General features: G+C 61.5%; 16 protein-coding genes. 11 read left to right on the top strand and 5 right to left on the bottom strand.

Features of this window, described 5'->3' with window-relative positions; translation table 11 throughout:
• Positions 1–62 precede the first annotated feature (62 nt).
• From glmS to D8M21_RS01630, 3 genes are all read left to right on the top strand, one after another.
• Positions 63–1,937 carry a glutamine--fructose-6-phosphate transaminase (isomerizing) gene (gene glmS / locus D8M21_RS01620; protein ID WP_085529256.1) on the top strand — a complete coding sequence of 625 codons (1,875 nt, stop codon included), beginning with the start codon at positions 63–65 and terminating at the stop codon, positions 1,935–1,937.
• A 120-nt stretch (positions 1,938–2,057) separates the two neighbouring features.
• The gene (locus D8M21_RS01625; protein ID WP_048682664.1) at positions 2,058–2,462 is read left to right on the top strand and encodes a holo-ACP synthase; all 405 of its coding nucleotides are present in this window, start codon (positions 2,058–2,060) and stop codon (positions 2,460–2,462) included.
• Positions 2,453–4,087 (top strand): NAD(P)H-hydrate epimerase, encoded by a 1,635-nt coding sequence (locus tag D8M21_RS01630; RefSeq protein WP_048682661.1) that lies wholly within the window; start codon positions 2,453–2,455, stop codon positions 4,085–4,087. Before D8M21_RS01625 ends, D8M21_RS01630 begins: the two co-directional genes overlap by 10 nt.
• Here D8M21_RS01630 and D8M21_RS01635 read toward each other — a convergent pair.
• The 3 genes from D8M21_RS01635 to D8M21_RS01645 form a co-directional block, all read right to left on the bottom strand.
• Positions 4,084–5,517 (bottom strand): sugar transferase, encoded by a 1,434-nt coding sequence (locus D8M21_RS01635; protein WP_126855596.1) that lies wholly within the window; start codon positions 5,515–5,517, stop codon positions 4,084–4,086. The genes D8M21_RS01630 and D8M21_RS01635 overlap by 4 nt on opposite strands.
• A 147-nt stretch (positions 5,518–5,664) precedes the next feature.
• Entirely contained in the window at positions 5,665–6,438 is a 774-nt protein-coding gene (locus D8M21_RS01640; RefSeq protein ID WP_048682653.1) for a phosphatase, read from the bottom strand.
• Positions 6,419–7,738 carry a glycosyltransferase gene (locus D8M21_RS01645; protein ID WP_126855598.1) on the bottom strand — a complete coding sequence of 440 codons (1,320 nt, stop codon included), beginning with the start codon at positions 7,736–7,738 and terminating at the stop codon, positions 6,419–6,421. Before D8M21_RS01645 ends, D8M21_RS01640 begins: the two co-directional genes overlap by 20 nt.
• A gap of 116 nt (positions 7,739–7,854) precedes the next feature.
• Between D8M21_RS01645 and alr the strand changes: the two genes are divergently transcribed.
• From alr to tsaD, 5 genes are read left to right on the top strand one after another with little or no spacing between them, the layout of a single operon-like run.
• Positions 7,855–9,084, top strand: a complete 1,230-nt coding sequence (gene alr / locus D8M21_RS01650) for an alanine racemase (protein WP_048682771.1) — start codon at positions 7,855–7,857, stop codon at positions 9,082–9,084.
• A 2-nt stretch (positions 9,085–9,086) separates the two neighbouring features.
• Complete coding sequence (gene tsaE, locus D8M21_RS01655; RefSeq protein ID WP_048682767.1) at positions 9,087–9,656, top strand: tRNA (adenosine(37)-N6)-threonylcarbamoyltransferase complex ATPase subunit type 1 TsaE; 570 nt, start codon at positions 9,087–9,089, stop codon at positions 9,654–9,656.
• A gap of 24 nt (positions 9,657–9,680) precedes the next feature.
• Complete coding sequence (gene tsaB / locus D8M21_RS01660) at positions 9,681–10,412, top strand: tRNA (adenosine(37)-N6)-threonylcarbamoyltransferase complex dimerization subunit type 1 TsaB (RefSeq protein ID WP_053090017.1); 732 nt, start codon at positions 9,681–9,683, stop codon at positions 10,410–10,412.
• The gene (rimI, locus tag D8M21_RS01665) at positions 10,409–10,984 is read left to right on the top strand and encodes a ribosomal protein S18-alanine N-acetyltransferase (RefSeq protein ID WP_238650916.1); all 576 of its coding nucleotides are present in this window, start codon (positions 10,409–10,411) and stop codon (positions 10,982–10,984) included. The genes tsaB and rimI overlap by 4 nt, the downstream gene beginning before the upstream one ends.
• Positions 10,971–12,086, top strand: coding sequence for a tRNA (adenosine(37)-N6)-threonylcarbamoyltransferase complex transferase subunit TsaD (gene tsaD / locus D8M21_RS01670; RefSeq protein ID WP_048682645.1), 1,116 nt, complete (start codon positions 10,971–10,973; stop codon positions 12,084–12,086). The genes rimI and tsaD overlap by 14 nt, the downstream gene beginning before the upstream one ends.
• A 42-nt stretch (positions 12,087–12,128) precedes the next feature.
• Here the strand turns inward: tsaD and D8M21_RS01675 are convergent, their stop codons facing one another.
• Both D8M21_RS01675 and D8M21_RS01680 read right to left on the bottom strand, forming a co-directional pair.
• On the bottom strand, positions 12,129–13,277 hold the full coding sequence (locus tag D8M21_RS01675) for a glutamate--cysteine ligase (protein WP_048682642.1): 1,149 nt from the start codon (positions 13,275–13,277) through the stop codon (positions 12,129–12,131).
• A gap of 122 nt (positions 13,278–13,399) precedes the next feature.
• Positions 13,400–14,647, bottom strand: coding sequence for a class I SAM-dependent methyltransferase (locus D8M21_RS01680; RefSeq protein ID WP_238650918.1), 1,248 nt, complete (start codon positions 14,645–14,647; stop codon positions 13,400–13,402).
• 229 nt (positions 14,648–14,876) lie between these two features.
• On the opposite strand from D8M21_RS01680, the gene groES reads away from it, so the two are divergent.
• The 3 genes from groES to D8M21_RS01695 all read left to right on the top strand — a co-directional run bounded on the left by groES (position 14,877) and on the right by D8M21_RS01695 (position 19,459).
• Entirely contained in the window at positions 14,877–15,173 is a 297-nt protein-coding gene (gene groES / locus D8M21_RS01685; protein ID WP_048682639.1) for a co-chaperone GroES, read from the top strand.
• Between the two features lie 51 nt (positions 15,174–15,224).
• Complete coding sequence (gene groL, locus D8M21_RS01690; RefSeq protein WP_048682637.1) at positions 15,225–16,811, top strand: chaperonin GroEL; 1,587 nt, start codon at positions 15,225–15,227, stop codon at positions 16,809–16,811.
• Between the two features lie 527 nt (positions 16,812–17,338).
• Positions 17,339–19,459, top strand: a complete 2,121-nt coding sequence (locus tag D8M21_RS01695; protein WP_048682634.1) for an acyltransferase family protein — start codon at positions 17,339–17,341, stop codon at positions 19,457–19,459.
• The last annotated feature ends 104 nt before the right edge of the window (positions 19,460–19,563 follow it).

Consider the following 19,563-nt stretch of genomic DNA (forward strand, 5'->3'; position numbering starts at 1 on the left):
GCATTCGTTTCGTCACTAGGGTGTTGACCGCATCGTGACTTCACGTGGGATAAGCTGAGCGTATGTGTGGAATCGTTGGATACGTAGGCCAGAGCGACTCGGCCAATCGTCAGTACTATGCACTCGATGTCGTTCTCGAGGGGCTGCGACGCCTTGAGTACCGGGGCTACGACTCGGCAGGCGTTGCTGTCGTTGCCGACGGCGCGGTGGAGTACCGCAAAAAGGCAGGTAAGGTAGCCGCGCTGGACGCGGAGCTTGAGGCCAAGCCCATGCCAAACGCAACTTTGGGCATCGGCCATACCCGGTGGGCAACACACGGCGGGCCGACCGATCAGAATGCCCACCCGCACGTGGTGGACAACGGTCACCTCGCCCTGGTGCACAACGGCATCATCGAAAACTTCTCCGAATTGCGCAAAGAACTTGCCGCTCAGGGCTATGACTTCGTCTCGGAGACAGACACCGAGGTCGCGGCGACGCTGCTCGGACATATCTATAACGGCGAGGCAGAGCATGACCTCACGCTCGCCATGCAGAAGACCTCTCAGCGTCTCGAAGGCGCCTTCACTTTGCTCGCGATTCACGCGGATCAGCCGGACCGCATCGTGGCAGCCCGTCGCAACTCACCGCTCGTGATTGGCGTGGGCGAGGGCGAGAACTTCCTCGGCTCGGACGTTTCCGGCTTCATCGACTACACCAAACAGGCCGTCGAGATGGGCAACGACCAGGTCGTCACCGTCACGGCAACGGATTACCAGATCACCGATTTCGAAGGTAACCCCGCCGAGGGCAAGCCCTTCGAGGTGAAGTGGGACGCAACTCAGGCGGAAAAGGGCGGTTTCTCTTCCTTCATGGATAAAGAGATCCACGACCAGCCCGCCGCCGTGCGCGACACTTTGCTCGGTCGTCTCGATGAGAAGGGTCGGTTGACCCTCGACGAAATCCATATCGACGAGTCCGTCCTTCGCTCAGTCGATAAAATCGTCGTGATCGCTTGCGGTACGGCGGCTTACGCCGGGCAGGTTGCTCGTTACGCCATCGAACACTGGTGCCGTATTCCCACCGAAGTCGAGCTCGCTCACGAGTTCCGTTACCGCGACCCCATCGTCAACGAGAAGACCCTCGTCGTCGCGTTGTCTCAGTCCGGTGAGACCATGGACACGCTGATGGCCATCCGTCACGCCCGTGAACAGGGTGCCAAGGTCATCGCGATCTGCAACACCAACGGATCGTCGATCCCGCGTGAATCCGATGCCTCGTTGTACACGCACGCCGGACCCGAAATCGCGGTTGCTTCGACCAAGGCCTTCCTGGCCCAGATCACCGCCGCGTACTTGTTGGGCCTGTACCTGGCCCAGCTCCGCGGAAACATGTACTCCGATGAAATCGTCGAGGTACTTGACGAGCTTCAGAAGATGCCGGAGAAGGTCCAGAAGGTCATTGACGCGGAGCAACAGGTCAAGGATCTCGGCATCCAGATGAAGGATGCTTCTTCGGTGCTCTTCCTTGGCCGTCACGTGGGCTTCCCCGTGGCTTTGGAAGGCGCCTTGAAGCTCAAGGAGATCGCCTACATCCATGCAGAAGGCTTTGCCGCGGGCGAGCTCAAGCACGGCCCGATCGCCCTGATCGAAGAGGGTCAGCCGGTCTTCGTGATCGTGCCGTCTCCTCGGGGGCGGGACTCGTTGCACGCCAAGGTCGTGTCCAACATTCAGGAGATTCGCGCTCGCGGGGCGATCACCATCGTGATCGCCGAGGAAGGCGACGAGGACGTCCAGCAGTACGCAAACCACCTGATCTACGTTCCCCAGGCGCCCTCGCTGATGCAGCCGCTCCTGGCCACGGTCCCGTTGCAGATCTTCGCCTGCGCGTTGGCCGGCGCCAAGGGTTACGACGTCGATCAGCCGCGTAACCTGGCCAAGTCGGTCACCGTCGAGTAACCATGCCGTGAAAACGCCCGTTGCATCCTGGTGCAGCGGGCGTTTCGGCTATCGGGGTGCCTCAGGTGGCGCATTCCGTCATCCACCACATCAGGCCACGAGACATCAGGAGAGTTTGCCGTGATTATGGGTTCGGGGATCGACGTCGTCGACATCGAACGTTTCTCGCACATTCTTGCCCGAACTCCCCGTCTGCGGGATCGGCTCTTCACACCCGATGAACAAGACCTCACGGACCGATCCCTCGCAGGCCGATTTGCGGTGCGTGAAGCGACCGCCAAAGCCCTTCACGCGCCGCCGGGGATGATTTGGAAGCACTGTTGGATCGAGAAGAATCGCTATGGAGCTCCTCTTCTGGTGGTCACGGGAACGATCCAGGAAACGGCTGAGCGCTTAGGCATCAATCGGTGGCACGTGAGCATCACGCACGACGGCGGAGTGGCCGTGGCGAGCGTGATCGCGGAACGACTCGACGCCGACGAGTTGGCGGCGGCGCAGATGTTAGAGGAGATTACATGGGCCTAAGAACGTATTCGGTGAGGCAAATTCGCGACGTCGAGGCTCCGGCCCTTGAGGCAGGGGAGCCGCTCATGGAGCGCGCATCCCAAGGGCTTGGTGAAGCCACCGTCCGCATGTTGTCGAATCGCACCAAGACCGCTTTCGGCAAGGAAGCGGTTTTGCTCGTGGGAAAGGGGAACAACGGCGGGGATGCCTTGTTCGCCGGAGCCTACATGCGCTCGAAGGGCGTGCAAGTGACCGCAGTATTGGTCAACGAACAATGTCACGAACAAGGCCGAGAGGCCCTGGAAAAAGCCGGTGGCAAGGTTTTCCACGCGGTCGGGACTGACGGTGAAGCCCTCGTGAATTCTGCGGTTGACCTATCGGTCCAAGCCGACGTGATCATTGACGGACTCGTCGGAACGGGCGGCCGAGGTGCCCTCCGCGGAGTGGCCAGACAGATCGTCGAAGGTCTTCGGGCCCGTTTGGAAGAAGGAGATTGTGCCAAGAACGGTCGGCAGAATCCCTACGTCATCGCGTGCGACGTTCCATCCGGCCTCGACGCCACGACAGGTGAGGCCCTCGGGCCAGTCCTTCCGGCCGACCTCACCGTGACGTTTATCGGGGCCACGTCGGGACTCGTGGCAACCCCGCACCGGAGCCTCGTGGGGCGCGTCGTCGACCTACCCATCGGATTGGCTGATCAGCTACCGGAACCCACGGTGCATGCTCTCTACGTCCGGGACTTCTCGGATATTTGGCCCCTTCCACGCGAGGGGGACCATAAATACACGCGCGGTGTGCTCGGTACCGTGGTTGGGTCAGACGAATACCCGGGTGCGGGACTCATGTGTATTCGGGCGGCCTTGAATTCAGGCGTCGGTATGGTGCGGTATACGGGCGGGGACTCGTTTGCAGGGCTCGTCGGAATTTCCTGCCCCGAGGCGGTGCGCACCAGTGGCGTGGGAGCTCATCGAGTCCAGGCATGGGCCATCGGGTCTGGAGCCACTGGTCGGGACCGCGAAGTCGACATTCGCGAGGCCATCGATTCAGGCCTGCCGTTGGTGGCCGACGCCGCGGCCTTGGACATGCTGGCCCGGGACGCCGCCGACGGACGACCCGCGAAACCTCACGTGATCATGACGCCTCACGCCGGAGAGCTCGCACAGTCCCTCGAGTGGTTTGTTCGCCTCCATCTTCAAGGCGATCGGAAACTACGGGACGCTGCGTGTGACGCCGGCATGGATGACGAGCGGTTCCCTGAGGACGGTTTCCCCAGCCGCAGCGAGATCGAAGAATGCCCGCTGGTATGGGCTAGGGCCGCTCAGAAGGTCCTGGGCGGAACGATCCTGCTCAAGGGATCCACCACCATCGTGGCCGGTCCGACGAAGACGTGGGCGCATTCAGGCAATAGCGGATGGCTTGCCACGGCCGGATCAGGCGACACCCTCACCGGGATTTTGGGAGCCGGAATAGCAGCGTGGGGCGCCCGAGCGGAAGCCGGGGGAGCCAGCGACGACGACTCGTGGGGGAGGGTCGCCGCTGGTGCCCTCTTGATTCAACGTCGTATGAGTTGCGTGCAGCCGGGGCCCGTACCCCCGAGCATCGCAGCGGCCAGGATCCCCGACGCGATCGCCCACCTGATGGATTAGTAGGCTCCACTCGACCGGACGACGGCGCGCAAGGTTTTGACGAGGACCAAGATGTCTCCCAGAACCGACCAATTTTCCACGTAATAAAGGTCCAGCCGGGCCGATTCTTCCCACGGGAGGTCGGAGCGTCCGGAGATTTGCCACAGGCCGGTGATTCCCGGTTTGACGAGGAGCCTGCGATGGAGGTCTTCTTCGTAGCGAGAGACTTCGTCCTTCAGGGGAGGACGAGGTCCCACCAAGGACATTTCTCCGGTCAGCACGTTCCACAGCTGCGGCAATTCGTCCAAAGAATAGCGCCGAATGAACTTGCCGACCCGGGTGATGCGTGGATCGTTGGCCATTTTAAACAGCACTCCGTGGCCCTCGTTTTGGGACATGAGTTGCTTCTTTAATTCTTCGGCGTTCGGCACCATGGAACGGAACTTGTACATGGAAAAAGGAAGGCCCTCGAGTCCTACCCGTTGCTGTGCGAAGAACACAGGTCCTCTGGGCGAGTCGATCTTGATGATGATCGCCAGAAGGAGGAAAAGCGGCGAAAGTACGAGGAGCGCGAGGCCGCTAATGAAGACGTCCAGGATTCTCTTGGCGAGTGCCGCCGGACCCCGCATGCGAGGTGTGGAGACGTGGATCAGTGGTAATCCGTTGAGCGGTTGAGTGTGGAAACGCGGCCCGGCGATATCGGTCAGTGCGGGAGCCATGATCAATCCGACGTGCTGGTCGGCCAACAGCCACCCGAGCTTGCGGAGATTCTTGGGCCAAATCATGTGCCCAGTGGATATCGCGACGACGTCGACGGCATGCTCGCGAACCGTTCGCATGATCTCTTCCGGGCGTATGCTGCGGCCGAGGAGTGGAAGATCCGAGTGCTGTGGAAGCTTCTCCGAATCCAGTCCTGCATAGTAGACGCCGATGGGGTCATAGCCGTAGTTCCGTGCGCCGCGCATCGTCTTGACCAAGTGGGCGGTGGACTCAGCATCCCCGATGACTAGGGTCCGAATGAGAGCGCCCCCTTTGTGGCGCCGTCGAACGATCCAGGCCCGGAATAACCACCTCTGGGCGAGGAGAACGACGATACCGAGGGGCGCGGAGATGAGGACATAGCCGCGAGCGAGTTCGATGCCGCCGGCATAGGAGCCAATAGCTATGAACGCAAAAACCCACAGCGATGACGAAATGACCTTGCGGTACTCGTCGTTGCCCGCGCCGAGAATGCGCGAATCGCGAGAACCACCAAGCCACAAAGCGATCCACCACGCCAAGCACAACGCGGTAGAGATGATCGAGTAACCGATCGAATTGTCATTTTCGATCGGGAGAATGGCATTATTGTCGGTGCCGAAGCGCAAAAACTGCGCGATGAAAACTGCGATGACGATGGCGACCGCATCGGTCGCCGACAAAACCTTCACGGCTTTTGTGCTCCACGTCATGCGGTGCGGTAACTCTCTGGTAGGCGCGGGTGCGCCCCTGGAATGCAACATAGCTCGGTGGTCCCCCTACCCCGGCTGGCGGTGCCCTCCAAACTGGCGAGATCTGGAGGCGAAATACTCTTAAGTACAACTATTGAGTATAAAGGTCTAGGCCGCCTTCAGTGGGCGGTCGAGTATGTAATTGGTTACTTTTGAGTAGTAACCGGGCAGGACGTTGTCGTCCATGGGGACGCACACCTCGAGGTCGCGTTGTGCCTCGGAGACGAAGAGCCCCGGGTCGTTGCAATCGGCGATCCCGATGGTCGGAATGCCCGCGGAAGCGGCCGCCCCGGCCCAACCGTGGTCCGCCACGACGAAACTGGGCCGCCGACCCTGATCGCCGAGTTGTTCGAGAACGCGGCGCATCGGCTCGGAAAAGTGTGTGTGGGCGAGGGAACCATACTGCTGAAACATGACGACATCGTTGATCTGACGAAGGTCCCCGCCGTTGAATTCGATGCCCTCGCGAATCGTCATGACATGTGCCCCGTTCTCGCGGGCGGCGGTGGCGAGGTGTTGATAAATGGGAAAGAGGCCCGCTGGATGTCCGGTTGCAAACAGGATGTCCGCCTCCTGGTCGACGGCCGCCCAAAACCGTTCACGGTACCGGTCCAAGGAATCGAGGCACTGGCGCGTACCAATGGTGTCCTGTCCTTCCGTATGATTCCGGTCCGGATCGATGCCGCAGCGTTCGACCATGAGATCGAAGACCTCGTCCCAGCTCCATGGCTGGCGCATGTCGACGCCGAATTCGAGGTGTTCTTGGCCCTCCAGGAAGCCGGTGATATGTGCAAGGTTGATTTCCCTTGGCGTGGCGACCTGACCTGTGATTTTGGTCTGTTCCAGGTGGCGCCCCAGCGCCTCACGATCCAGATTCGACATGGTGCTCCTCAGAACGGGTGGGGTGAGTCTGTGATGACTTCGTGGTATTCAGCAATCGGTCATAGAGCTGTGCGGTGGTGTAGGCAGCTTGGTCCCAGCCCAAGGAGCGCGCATGGGCCGCTCCTGCCTGTCCCAGACGGATCCGAGCCTCTGAATCGGAGGCTAGATCGAGGATGGCTTGGCACCACGCTTCGGGAGTCCGAGGACTCACGAGTCGGCCGGCTCGTCCGTCGTCGAGGGCGGCTCGCAGCCCGGTCACGTCTGAGGCGAGTACGGGAACCCCGCAGGCTTGGGCCTCTAGGGCCACCAGTCCGAAAGTTTCGGACGAAGAAGGGCAAGCGACGGCGTCTGCGGCCCGAAATGCCGCGGCTAATTCGGCTCTGCCGCTCGCCGGAAGAAACGCACATCGATCCTCGAGTCCACGCTCACGGGCCCGGGCTTTGAGTCCGTCCAAATAATCCGGTGATGCGGTGCCTCGAATCTCGAGTCGTAGCCCGGGAATGAATGGTGCAGCTAGAGCGACGGCGTCGATGAGGATTTCTGGTCCTTTCAACGGTTGGGGCCGTCCGGCGAAGACCACCAGAAACTCGTCAGGATTGCCGGCCTTCCGTGGCTCACCCGGATGAAAAGTTTCCAAGTCGACGCCGGGCGGGATGACGTGCATCCGCTCCTCGGGGGCTCCGTAGAGGTCGCTCATGTGGTGCAGCTCGTGCGGCGTATTGACCACCGTCGCGTCGGCGTTCGTCAGTAAGAAGCGTTCGACGTCGGCTCTGTGTTGCGGTTCGGGCCGCTCACCGTTGTCCGACTGAAGATTTTTGGCGAGGGCGGAGGTATGGAGCGTCAAAACCAGCGGCGCTGAGGAACCGAGGGTGCTTCGGTAATGCATGGCAGCCTCGCCGGAGAGCCAATAATGTGCGTGGAGAACGTCCGGGCGGAGACCATGGTTGACGGCGTACCGCGAGCAGGCTTGGCCGAAAACCTCGGTCCAAGCCGAAAGCTCTTCCTTGGAGGCCCCTCGAATCTCCGGCAGATACAAGGTGTGAACCGAATACCCCGGGATAACGGTCGTCCGGCCCGAGGCGCTTCGTTCGGGATCGCCGTGGCTATGGGGTACTTGTGCGACGTCGGTAGCGAGCGTAAATGCTTCGACCGAGTAGCCTTCCCGCACCAGAGCTTGCGATAGGTGGGCAACATAGACGTTGAGGCCGCCCGCGTCGCCGTCACCGGGCTGGGCTAGGGGAGAAGTGTGCATGCTGAAGAGATGCACGGAACGTTGCTCATCATGACCGGGACTCGACACATCAACCACCCTACGTGACGGGCCGAGGACTCGCCGATGATGAGTCGGACTCACGGTTCGAAAGAGCTTTGCTGCGGTGAGAGAATGAAAAAATGCTGTCCCCCCACAATTCCGCGATGACACCAGAGCCAGAACGGCAACGCCACGAGTTCCTGCTCGATCAGGCGCTGCCTGAACGCGCGGCTCTGATCGATCTCGACGCGATCGCCAGCAACGTGAAGCGCGTCAAGGAACTGATCGGGGATACCCTGCTGATCGCCGTCGTTAAGGCGGATGCCTATGGACATGGCGCCGAACCCGTTGCGCGCACCGTGATGGACGCCGGAGCAGATGCCCTCGGACTGGCGCACGTGCGCGAGGCCCTTGGACTGAGAGCCGCTGGGGTTGAAGGCCGCATGGTGGCCTGGTTGCATACGCGGGCTACAGATTTCGACGCCGCGTTGGAGGCCGACATCGAAATCGGCGTCTCCGGTTGGGACATGGAAGCCACCGCAGAAGCTTCGGCACGCACCGGCATTCCCGCCAAGGTTCACCTCAAGATCGATACGGGGCTGGGACGCAACGGATGCACGATCGCCGACTGGCCGGACATGGTTGAGCGAGCCGTCGCGCTGGAGAAACAGGGACTGCTTCGCGTCGTCGGCATCTTTTCTCACCTGGCCGTCGCCGACGAGCCCGAACGTCCAGAAACCCAGGTGCAGCTCGACCGCTTGGAAGAAGCCGAGGCCATCGCTCATGAAGCGGGCCTCCGCCCCGAGCTGGTGCACATCGCCAATACCCCCGGAACCCTGACGTCCGTCCGATACGCGGACCGCGGCCAAGGCAACCGCATCACCCGAGATGCCGTTCGGGTGGGTCTCGCGCTCTACGGATTGTCTCCTTTGGAAGGGGTTCCCCCGGAAAAATGGGGCTTGCGACCAGCCATGACCGTGCAATCGTTCATCAGTTCAGTCAAGGAGGTTCCCGCGGGTCAGGGCGTCTCCTACGGACTCCGGTACCACACCGAGCGCCCGACGACTTTGGCACTCGTTCCGGTCGGATACGCGGACGGAATACCTCGCGTCGCGACCGGCGGCCCCGTGCGGATTTACCCCACCGGCGATGCCACGGCGAACTACGCAGAGGTCGGACGGGTCGCCATGGACCAGATGGTCGTGGACTTGGGTCGGCCTGGATTGACCGATCCTTCCCTGGGGTACCTTCACGCCCCGGTCGTGATCTTTGGATCTGGGGCGAATCCGTCAGTGAATGAATGGGCCGAGGCGGCGGGGACCATCAACTACGAAATCGTCACCCGAATGTCGCCTCGACTCGATCGGGTGTACCTCAAGGAGTCAGATTCGTGAGCGTGGAATCCACCGATCATCAGGCCTCGGAGGTAGAGATCCTGGTGAGTAGCCAAGAATCTACCGCCCGCATTGCTCATGCGCTCGCAGGGAATTTGCGAAGCGGCGACCTCGTCATCTTGACGGGCGAGTTAGGCGCGGGGAAGACCACATTTACCCGAGCTCTGGGCGAGGGGCTCGGCGTGCGCGGCAACGTCATTTCCCCGACGTTTGTGTTGTCTCGGATTCACCCCAACGATCCCGAGGGCTCTCGGCCAGGTGGACCGGATCTGGTGCACGTGGATGCTTACCGACTCGGCAGTCCGGAAGAGGTCGATGACCTCGACCTTGAATACTCGATGGATCGTTCCGTGACGGTGATCGAATGGGGCGCCGGTCTCGTCGAGCATCTTTCTGAATCTCGAATTGAGATCGTGCTCGAACGGTCGCTGGGGGATGACGCGCCCGTCATTCAGGGCGACGAGGAAGACACCGAGCCTCGCCGCATGACGATTCAATTCGTGGGACCTCGATGGCGCGTCGACGAGGTGACCAACCTTCGGCGCAAATTATGCAACGCGAGCGAAGGCTGAGCTCGGAGCAGTAGACTGTGGGCCGTGTTCATTCTCGGTTGCGATTCATCGTCCATAGCCAGCGGCGCCCTGCTCCACGTCGACGACGACGCCGCGCTGGGTGAGCCCTTCACCGGTGAGGTTGCGGTGGTCGGGCGTTTTCAGACGGAGGATACTCGTTCACACGCCGAAGCCATGGCCCCTGGTATCCAGGCCATTCTGGACGACGCAGGTATCTCCGGCCCAGACCTCGGGATGATCCTGACCGGCGTCGGCCCTGGACCATTCACAGGACTCCGCGCCGGAATCGCGACGGCACGCACCATGGCGTGGGCTTGGTCCGTGCCCCTTCGAGGCGTGATGAGCCTGGACGCCATCGCGGAAGGCGTGTGGCGCGATGCCGCCCGCTCGGGGCTCGAGGTGTTCCAGGTTGCCACGGACGCCCGCCGTCGAGAAGTGTATTCCGCGACGTACCGTCTCCGGACTAACACCCCGCAGGCACCCCAGAGTTCTGGATATGACCGGATGTCCGGACCCGCCGTTGGGCCAGCCACGGACCTCGAATCGGGGCTGGTTACGGCCGGTCGCGGGGCAGCCCTTTATTCGGACGCACTGACGCCGTTGCCGGGGCATCTCGACGATGAGCCGTGGGCGGAATGGTTGGTTCGAGCGGCTCTGCGGCAAGGCTTGGCGACGGCGTCGGAGTCCACCAGCCCTTTGTACCTTCGGGAATCTGACGCACGAGTGCCCACCGGAAGGAAGCGTGCTACGCGGTGAATCAGCCGAGTATTGGTCCCCGTCCTGAGACGGAGCGGCAGCCTCCCGATCATCAGGAGCCCATCGATTCCCGTGGCTTGCCCGGCGGCTACCTGGCCCGTCCCATGACACTCTCCGACGTGGAATCCGTGCACACGCTGGAATCGCGACTGTTCCCCGACGACGCGTGGCCCGTCGACATGTTTCTGGCGGAGCTGTGCCACCCTGTTCGTCGATACACGGTCGTTGAGTTCGACGGGTGCGTCGTCGCGTACGCCGGCATGATGGCCGTGGCAGAGACGGGCGACGTACAGACCATCGCCGTGGCGCCTGAGCATGAAGGCTTGGGAATCGGTCGCTGGCTCATGACACGGATGCACCACCAAGCGGTTCGCGCGGGTGCACAGGTCATGATGCTCGAAGTCCGCGCCGATAACCACCGAGCTCAAAGGCTCTACGAATCCATGGGATACAGCGCAATTCATCGTCGTCGCGGGTACTACGCGGGCGGATGCGACGCCATCATCATGCAACTCGACCTACACGGTCCGTCCGCGACCACGACGAAGGAGGCCCCCGATGCCAACCGCTGATTCTGCAGTCCAGAAGCCGATCGTTCTGGGTATCGAATCTTCGTGCGACGAGACCGGAATTGGCATCGTCGCGGGGGACACCCTCCTAACGAACACCGTGTCCTCGTCGATGGAGGACCATGTCCGATTCGGAGGCGTGATCCCCGAGATCGCCTCACGGGCCCACCTCGAAGCCATGGTACCGGCGCTCGACGCGGCGCTGGCAGAGGCCGGCCTCGAGCTGAACGACATCGACGCCATTGCGGTGACGAGTGGTCCAGGCCTGGCGGGCGCCTTGATGGTTGGGGTCAGTGCCGCCAAAGCGCTCGCCGTCGCCACGGGTAAACCCCTGTATGCAATCAATCATCTCGTGGCTCACGTGGGGGTCGGCCTCTTGGACGGCGTGGATGTTGCCCAAGGAGCCGGGGGCGACTTTCCGACCGGACTCGGTGCGCTATTAGTCTCCGGCGGTCATACCGAAATTCTCAAGGTCAATAACATCTCGTCTAACGTGCAACTGCTCGGCGCAACCTTGGACGACGCCGCAGGGGAAGCCTACGACAAGGTCGCCCGCATCTTGGGCTTGAGTTACCCGGGAGGGCCCGCGATTGACAGCGCCGCGGCGGAGGGCAACCCTGCCGCATACCGTCTGCCGCGAGGCCTGACGGCTCGCAAATATATGGGAACGCCGGAGGAGCCGGGGCCGCATCGCTACGATTTCTCCTTTTCCGGATTGAAGACGGCGGTCGCGCGCGTGGTCGAGGGGATCGAGGCAGAGGGGCTCGACGTCCCCGTGGCCGATGTCGCGGCATCCTTCCAAGAGGCGGTGGCCGAGGTCATCACGGACAAAGCCATGTTGGCGTGCACCGAGAACGGGATCGACACGCTCTTGCTCGGTGGAGGCGTTGCGGCCAATTCCCGCCTGCGGGCGCTGACAGAGCAGCGATGCGCCGACCATGGAATTCGGCTCGTCGTCCCGAAGTTGTCCTTGTGCACCGATAACGGAGCGATGGTCGCGGCATTGGGCGCTCGATTGGTCATGGGCGGGGTGGAGCCGACGGGACTCGATTTCGCCGTGGATCCGTCGCTTCCCGTGACCACCGTGTCCGTGGCCTCAGCCTAGATTCCGCCCGTTCCGTGGAGGGGAAAGCCTCCTGGGTTCGTTCTAGAGGCGGCCGGTTCGGGTCGCGCTAATGGTCGATGTGACGACGTCGCGCAGGCTCCCGCCCGATTCCTCAAAAACGCGACGTTGCCGAACATATCCGGGTCCCTGAGCCAAGATCGTGGAGATGTAGGCGAGTTCCGATGCGCATCCGAGGTCCTGGGCGATGGGCGCAAGTCGTTCGACGAGTTCTTCGAGCTCGACCCGGACGGGGCGGACGGACCCGCTGGCCGCCGTAATGACGTCGGCATCCAGCCCGTATCGAGCGGCGCGCCACTTATTTTCTTGGGCAAACCAATGGGGGAGCGACTCAACGGTCTGACCGTCGTCTACGGCACGAGAGGCCTCTTCGACGATGCACTGGGTCAGCGCGGCTACGGCCCCAATTTCGTCGATGGTGGCCAAACCATCGCACACGCGCATTTCGACGGTCCCGAATCGAGCCACCGGTCGAATATCCCAGCGATTTTCGGATTCCTCCGCGATCGTGTCAGCGGCAATTAATCCGTCGATATAGTCTGAGTACTCCGACCACGACGCGAATTGATACGGAATGCCGCTAGCCGGAAGCTGTTGGAAAATCATCGCTCGTTGAGACGCATATCCGGTGTCCACGCCTTCCCAATAGGGTGAGCTCGCCGTGAGCGCGAGAAGATGCGGGTAGTACCGAACGAGGCGCCGGACCACGGGAAGTGCCTTATCCCGTGAATCGAGACCGACGTGAACATGCACGCCATAAATGAGCATCTGGCGGCCCCAGTATTGCGTCCGATCCAGAACCTTTTGATAGCGGTCCTTGGAATTGACGGGCTGGTCGCTCCATCGAGTAAACGGATGTGTGCCCGCCGAATAGAGATCGATGCCTAGGGGGTCCGCACATTCCTGAAGTGCGCCCGCGAGCCGTTCAAGTTGCTGCGTGGCTTCGGCCACCGTGGTGCAGACGCCGGTTACGGCCTCAACAGTATTCGCCAGAAATTCCCCGGTCACCTGAGGAGCGAGGCCTTCGGGCTCGACAAACTCGCCATGTTGAGCCTTGACGGCCGCCAACAATTCGTCGGCCGCGGAAACGAGATCACCCGATTCTCGATCGGCGAGGGCAATCTCCCATTCGATGCCGAGGCTCGACTGCTGAGATGTGGAAAAGGGGATCATGAACGTCCTTGCGGCTAGAGTCAATTCATCTTAGCGGGGGAAGTGTGAGGGCACGAGGCCTTCTCGAGGGCGCGACACGCGAGATATTTTTCGACCGTCGGAACGACAATTCTCCGGATGGGCTACTCGATGCGACGCACAGAAAATACTGCGCGTCGCTCTCCGTCGGGCGAATCCCACCGGGTCAGAATCAGGGTCGCTGATTTGCCCCTGGCGGACTTTTTGATGCCAGCTAGCAGCTGAGATCGAAGAGATTCGGGCACGATGTCGACGCCGCGCTTTTTGATGGTCAAGCGGGTGATGCCGCGTTCGCGGACCCATTTCTTGAGTTGTTTGACCTTCATGGGCAGAACCTCCTCGATTTCCCACCCGGTAGCCCAGGGCACGTCCACGCGGTGATCCGATGTCACATACGCGATTCGAGGGTCGAGGAGGTGTCCTCGGGTCGCCGCCACGAGCTGATTCACAAGTCCCGCGCGGATCGCGGCACCGTCCGGCTCGTAGAGGTACTGCGCCGTGGGCCCGATGGGCTGCGTGTCGGCAGCGTCAAAATCTTCGTCAGATTCCAGTGAGGCGAGCACCGTGGGGGAGAGCGGGTCTGAGCTCAGGATCGTCGCGGCCTTTCGGACTCCCGGACGGGCGAGAGCGTTGAACCACAAAACGAGTTCGACGACGTCGCCCCCGCAACTGACCCATTCCGCTTCGGCGTTATCGGGGATAGCGGCGTGGTCCATGCCCGGGCCCATCTTGACGCCCATCGGCATGCCTCGCTCCGCCCATGCGGTGATGGCAGAAAACGGCGGCGAGAATGCCTCGGGATCGAAGAGGCGCGAGGTCGTCCCTCCTGAGGTCTCTCGACGGGCCGGGTCCAGCCAGAGCCCCTGGACGGGCCGCCCGTCGGACGTCTTAAGGTGTGAGGGGTCGAGGGACATGACGTCCGCCTCGCGAACCTCGGAGAGGGGGAAAGCCGAGAGATTGTGACGGGCGGCGGTCGCGGTGTGTGGGTCGATGTCGACGGATACCACCGCCACCCCCGCGCGAAGCAACGCGGCCGAATCCGCGCCCAAGCCGCACCCTAGGTCCGCCACGGTGTCGATCCCGGCATTGGCGAAACGGAGAGCGTGGCGGTCGGCTACGCCTCGACGCGTGGCTTGTTCGAGTCCGGTGCGCGTAAAGAGGGAGGTAGAGGCTTCGGGGCCCCACTTGGCGGTGGCGTCTCGGCGCAATTTGGCTTGGGTCAGCACGGCAGAGACGCGGTCGGGTTCCAATCCTTGATCTCTCAGCGAGGCGGAGAGCTGGAGAACTTCTGAGTCTCGGTACTCGAGTGTCTCGAGCATTGCGAGTTCGGCGGAGGAGAAGAGTTCGGGCACGCGCCCACTGTAACCAGACGAGGCGGGATCAAACGGGTTACCACCACGCTATCCGCGAAACTTAGCACTCGCCTTGACCCTGTGCTAAGGCCGGGAATAGAGTCGTGTCTAGCACTCTGGGACTTAGGGTGCTAACTGGGCCTGGCGCTCAATCGGCACCGCGACGACGGTTGGCACGCCCCACACGGCTCACGCCATTGTATTGATCCATCCAAGGAAGAAGGTCACTATGTCCGTCTCCATCAAGCCCCTCGAAGACCGCATTGTCGTTCAGCCCGTCGAGGCAGAGCAGACCACCGCATCCGGCCTCGTGATTCCGGATACCGCCAAGGAAAAGCCCCAGGAGGGCAAGGTCGTGGCCGTGGGCCCCGGCCGCGTTGACGACAAGGGCAACCGCGTTCCCGTCGACGTCCAGGAAGGCGACGTCGTCATCTACTCGAAGTACGGCGGAACCGAGGTTAAGTACTCGGGTCAGGAATTCCTCGTGCTGTCCGCGCGCGACGTGCTGGCCATTGTCGAGAAGTAAATTTCGACGCGTTCGCATCGTCCAGTAGATCCGTAAGGAGTCATGTAATTCATGGCAAAGCAGTTGGAATTTAACGATGCTGCCCGCAAGGCCCTCATGGCCGGCGTGGACAAGCTCGCCAACACGGTCAAGGTCACGTTGGGCCCGCGCGGTCGCAACGTGGTCCTCGACAAGCAGTGGGGCGCTCCCACTATCACCAACGACGGCGTGACCATCGCTCGCGAAGTTGAGCTCGACGATCCGTACGAGAACCTCGGCGCGCAGTTGGCCAAGGAAGTCGCCACCAAGACCAACGATGTCGCCGGCGACGGTACGACGACGGCCACGGTTTTGGCTCAGGCTTTCGTCAACGAAGGTCTGCGTAACGTGGCTGCCGGTGCCGCACCGAGCGAAATCCGCGTGGGCATCGAGGCTGCCGTCAAGGCGGTTTCGGAACGCCTGCGTGAGAATGCACGCGAGGTTGAGGGCGCAGAGGTCGCGCACGTTGCGGCGATCTCCGCTCAGTCCCCGCAGATCGGCGAGCTTCTGGCTCAGGCCTTTGAGAAGGTTGGCAAGGACGGCGTGATCACGATCGAGGACGGTTCCTCGACCGAAATTGAGCTGTCCGTCACCGAAGGTATGCAATTCGACAAGGGGTACTTGTCCCCGTCCTTCGTGACCGATGCCGAGCGTCAGGAAGCGGTCCTCGAGGACTCCGCGATCTTGCTCTACCAGGGCAAGATTTCGGCCATCGCCGACCTCATGCCGCTGTTGGAGAAGGTCGTACAGGCCAAAAAGCCGCTCACGATCATCGCCGAGGATGTTGAGGGTGAGGCCCTGTCCACCCTCGTCGTCAACAAGTTGCGCGGCAATCTCAACGTCGTGGCTCTCAAGGCTCCCGGTTTCGGTGATCGTCGCAAGGCGATCATGCAGGACCTGGCGATCCTGACTGGCGGTGAGGTCATCACCAGCGAGCTTGGTATTTCGCTCGATTCGGTGACCCTGGAGCAGCTGGGCTCGGCGCGTCGGGTCACGGTGACCAAGGACAACACCACCGTCGTCGACGGTGCAGGTTCCTCCGAGGCCGTTGCCGACCGTGTTGCTCAGCTCCGTTCCGAGATTGAGCGTGTGGATTCCGAATGGGACCGCGAAAAGCTCAAGGAACGTTTGGCCAAGCTGGCCGGCGGTGTGTCGGTGATCAAGGTTGGCGCGGCCACCGAGGTCGAAGCCAAGGAGCGCAAGCACCGCATCGAAGACGCCGTCTCCTCCACGCGCGCCGCGCTGGAAGAGGGCATCGTCTCCGGTGGTGGGTCGGCACTCGTCCATGCAGGCAAGGCGCTGGAAGGCGATCTTGGCCTCAAAACCGAGGACGCCCGCACCGCCGTCGACATCGTGCGCCGCTCTCTGGTTCAGCCGTTGCGTTGGATCGCCGAGAACGCAGGGCAGGACGGCTACGTCGTCGCCTCCCGCGTACAGGATCTCGAACCGGGTCATGGCTTTAACGCCGTCACCGGTGAATACGAGAACCTGATCAAGGCCGGCGTCATTGATCCCGTCAAGGTCACCCGTTCGGCCCTTGAAAACGCGGCCTCCATCGCCGCCATGGTGCTGACCACGGAGACCCTCGTGGTCGACAAGCCCGCAGAGGACGACGAGTAACCGTCGACTTTTCGGCATCGGAACGTCCCCGTCACCGCGAGGTGGCGGGGACGTTTTCTTGCGATGCAACGAGTCGTGCGGGGGCTGTGGGTCCTCAGTTGAGCGGTTGTATCGATTACTCTGGAGGAACGACCAGGACTAGGTGACGGGGACACGTCCGACGGGTTCGGCAATCCCAAAATATATTGCTTATGAAAGTTATTATGGTCACCTCCTGGTCGTGTGAAACGTGCGCCCTATCGACCGGCGTGGCCCGACATGGCACCGTTATGGGACGGTTTGACTGGTGTCCGCGATGAATCGTGGGGTGGTTAGGGAGTAGGCGATCCGCACGTTGGGCTCGCCCAAAAGTTCAGAAATTCACCGCAAGGCGAATAACATATAGCGGAGTTCTTGGCCCGGGCGGAATGCCTACGGCCGTTTCACCGAAGGTGACGCATCAACTCATCCGTGAGGTCGGTGCGTTGACCTTACCAACGTTGCAAGCTCCTCGAGGCGTATTGCCCGGGGAACAAACAGGAAGTTGCATGACACTATCTCAAGGTGATGGGGCGCCAGTAGGTTCGTCGAAAGACTCCGCGCCGCCCGAGGTTCAGCCTCGGCGCAAACGAGCATTCCGCCCAGAAATTCAGGGGTTGCGTGCCTTCGCAGTCCTCCTGGTGGCGATCTACCACATCTGGTTCGGCCGGGTATCCGGCGGTGTGGACGTCTTTCTGATGATTTCCGCGTTCCTCATGACGCTGTCCTTCACGGGCAAGATCGAGCGGGGAATCAGCATCAACTGGAAACAGTTGAGCACGTACTGGGTGCACGTCTTTAAGCGCATCATGCCTTTGGTGGCCATCATCGTTGCGGCCTGCCTCGTGGCCACGAGATTCCTGCTGTCGCCAGGGCAGTGGTCGTCGATCATGCACGAGGCGTTCTCGGTCATCTTCTACTACGAGAACTGGTTCTCGATTTTCAACGCGGTGGACTACTACGCCGCCGACTCCGGGGCGGCCTCTCCTTTCCGCCACTTCTGGTCGCTGTCTATTCAAGGCCAGATCTTCCTCATGTGGCCGCTGCTCTTCGCGCTGGGGAGTTTCCTAGTCGTCAAGTTCCGCTCCAAAGCCCGAGTGACGTTGGCCGTGATCTTCGGGCTGGTGTTCCTGGGCTCCTTCGCCTTCTCGGTCTACTACACCGAGACCAACCAGACCGCCGCGTACTTCAATACCTTTGGCCGGCTCTGGGAATTTGCGTTGGGTTCTTTGATCGCCATTGTTCTGCCCTGGATCAAGGTTCCGAAGGTCGTTGGCGCCATCCTCACTTGGATCGGACTTCTCGCGATCTTGCTGTGTGGAGCCCTTCTGGACGTTCAGGGGCAGTTCCCCGGGTACATTGCCTTGTGGCCCACCCTCGCTGCGGCGTTCATCATCATCTGCGGTGAATCGACCACTCGCTGGGGTGCCGATCGCATCCTTAAGTGGAAGCCCCTCGTGTGGTTGGGGTCGAATTCCTATGGTCTCTACCTGGTGCACTGGCCGCTCCTCGTCTTCTTCCTGTCTGAGACCGATCAGGACAAGGCTGGTTTGTTCTCTGGTTTCGCGATTTTGGCCGTGTCGATTCTTCTCGCGTTCCTCTTGACCCGCTTCGTGGATACTCCGGTCCGAAAGTGGAAGTGGGCCGAAGCCAAGAGGTGGCGGGCTTTGGTCGTCGTCGCTGCCTGCGTCATGTTGGGCGCGGGAACGGTGATCGCGTGGCAGGGTCGCATCGCCTACGTGACTCAGAAGATTGAAGCTAACGCGGATAAGAACAACCCGGGCGCCGAAATCCTCGATCCGGAGTACACCTACAAGGGCGACAAAGACCCCGGTCTTCTCCCCACCGCCATTAAGCGCAGTGAAGACTGGGCCCAGTCCAATGGAATGGGTGAGGAATGCTCCGAAGAGGACGACTTCGACAGAGATCTTCACGGTATGGACGGAGACGCCTGTTACCACGTGGTGAAGAACGACCATCCTTCTAAGCGCGTGGTCGCCGTCGGAAATAGCCATACCGAACAGTGGATGACGGCGATGGAGACCCAAGCTGAGGAACGCAACTGGGATTTGGTGTTCCTCCGCGAACCAGGGTGCTTCTTCAGCTCGGTCGAAGACAACCGGGACGTGCCCTATTGCCAGACCTGGATTCCCAAGGCCGAGTCGGCGATCGAGGATTGGCATCCGGACAGCCTGATCATGCAGTCCACGTTCACGGCCTACGACGGCTCTGGCGAATCGATTCGCGCCGGTACCGAGGACCAAATCCGCAAGTGGACGGGTCAAGGCATTGGCGTCATCGGCATCCGGGACAACGCACGATTCGCGGAGTCGCAAGCGGACTGTGAACGCGAGAAGAGTTTCGACGAATGCACATTCCCGCATGTCACCGGAAATACCCCCGACCCGACGCGCGCCTGGGAAGATCAAATCCCCGGTTACGGCGCGATCGACATGGACGACCTCATCTGCCCGAACGGAATGTGTCCGCCGGCGATTGGGAATATATACACCTATATCGACAGCGGCCACCTCACCGCCACGTACATCCGGTCGATGAAAAAATTCATGGACCAACGGCTCGACGACGCGGTGAAGATCTCCGACGATGGCCTAGCCAAAAATAAGTAGCCGTCGATTAACATCCCGCGGTCAGTGAGAGGTCTCTCACCGACCGCGGGATGTGTCATTTACCGAGTTGCCATTCGTCCTATGATGGAGGGCAAAGCTCGAGA

It is taken from the genome of Kocuria sp. HSID16901 (genome assembly GCF_003989425.1).
Classification (GTDB): Bacteria; Actinomycetota; Actinomycetes; order Actinomycetales; family Micrococcaceae; genus Rothia; species Rothia massiliensis.

Excerpts from the sequence above, each read along its gene's own strand:
- groES (WP_048682639.1), top strand. The coding sequence starts at position 14,877 with ATGTCCGTCTCCATCAAGCCCCTCGAAGACCGCATTGTCGTTCAGCCC.
- glmS (WP_085529256.1), top strand. The coding sequence starts at position 63 with ATGTGTGGAATCGTTGGATACGTAGGCCAGAGCGACTCGGCCAATCGT.
- D8M21_RS01630 (WP_048682661.1), top strand. The coding sequence starts at position 2,453 with ATGGGCCTAAGAACGTATTCGGTGAGGCAAATTCGCGACGTCGAGGCT.
- D8M21_RS01675 (WP_048682642.1), bottom strand. The coding sequence starts at position 13,277 with ATGATCCCCTTTTCCACATCTCAGCAGTCGAGCCTCGGCATCGAATGG.
- groL (WP_048682637.1), top strand. The coding sequence starts at position 15,225 with ATGGCAAAGCAGTTGGAATTTAACGATGCTGCCCGCAAGGCCCTCATG.
- D8M21_RS01695 (WP_048682634.1), top strand. The coding sequence starts at position 17,339 with ATGACACTATCTCAAGGTGATGGGGCGCCAGTAGGTTCGTCGAAAGAC.
- D8M21_RS01635 (WP_126855596.1), bottom strand. The coding sequence starts at position 5,517 with ATGACGTGGAGCACAAAAGCCGTGAAGGTTTTGTCGGCGACCGATGCG.
- tsaD (WP_048682645.1), top strand. The coding sequence starts at position 10,971 with ATGCCAACCGCTGATTCTGCAGTCCAGAAGCCGATCGTTCTGGGTATC.
- D8M21_RS01640 (WP_048682653.1), bottom strand. The coding sequence starts at position 6,438 with ATGTCGAATCTGGATCGTGAGGCGCTGGGGCGCCACCTGGAACAGACC.
- alr (WP_048682771.1), top strand. The coding sequence starts at position 7,855 with ATGACACCAGAGCCAGAACGGCAACGCCACGAGTTCCTGCTCGATCAG.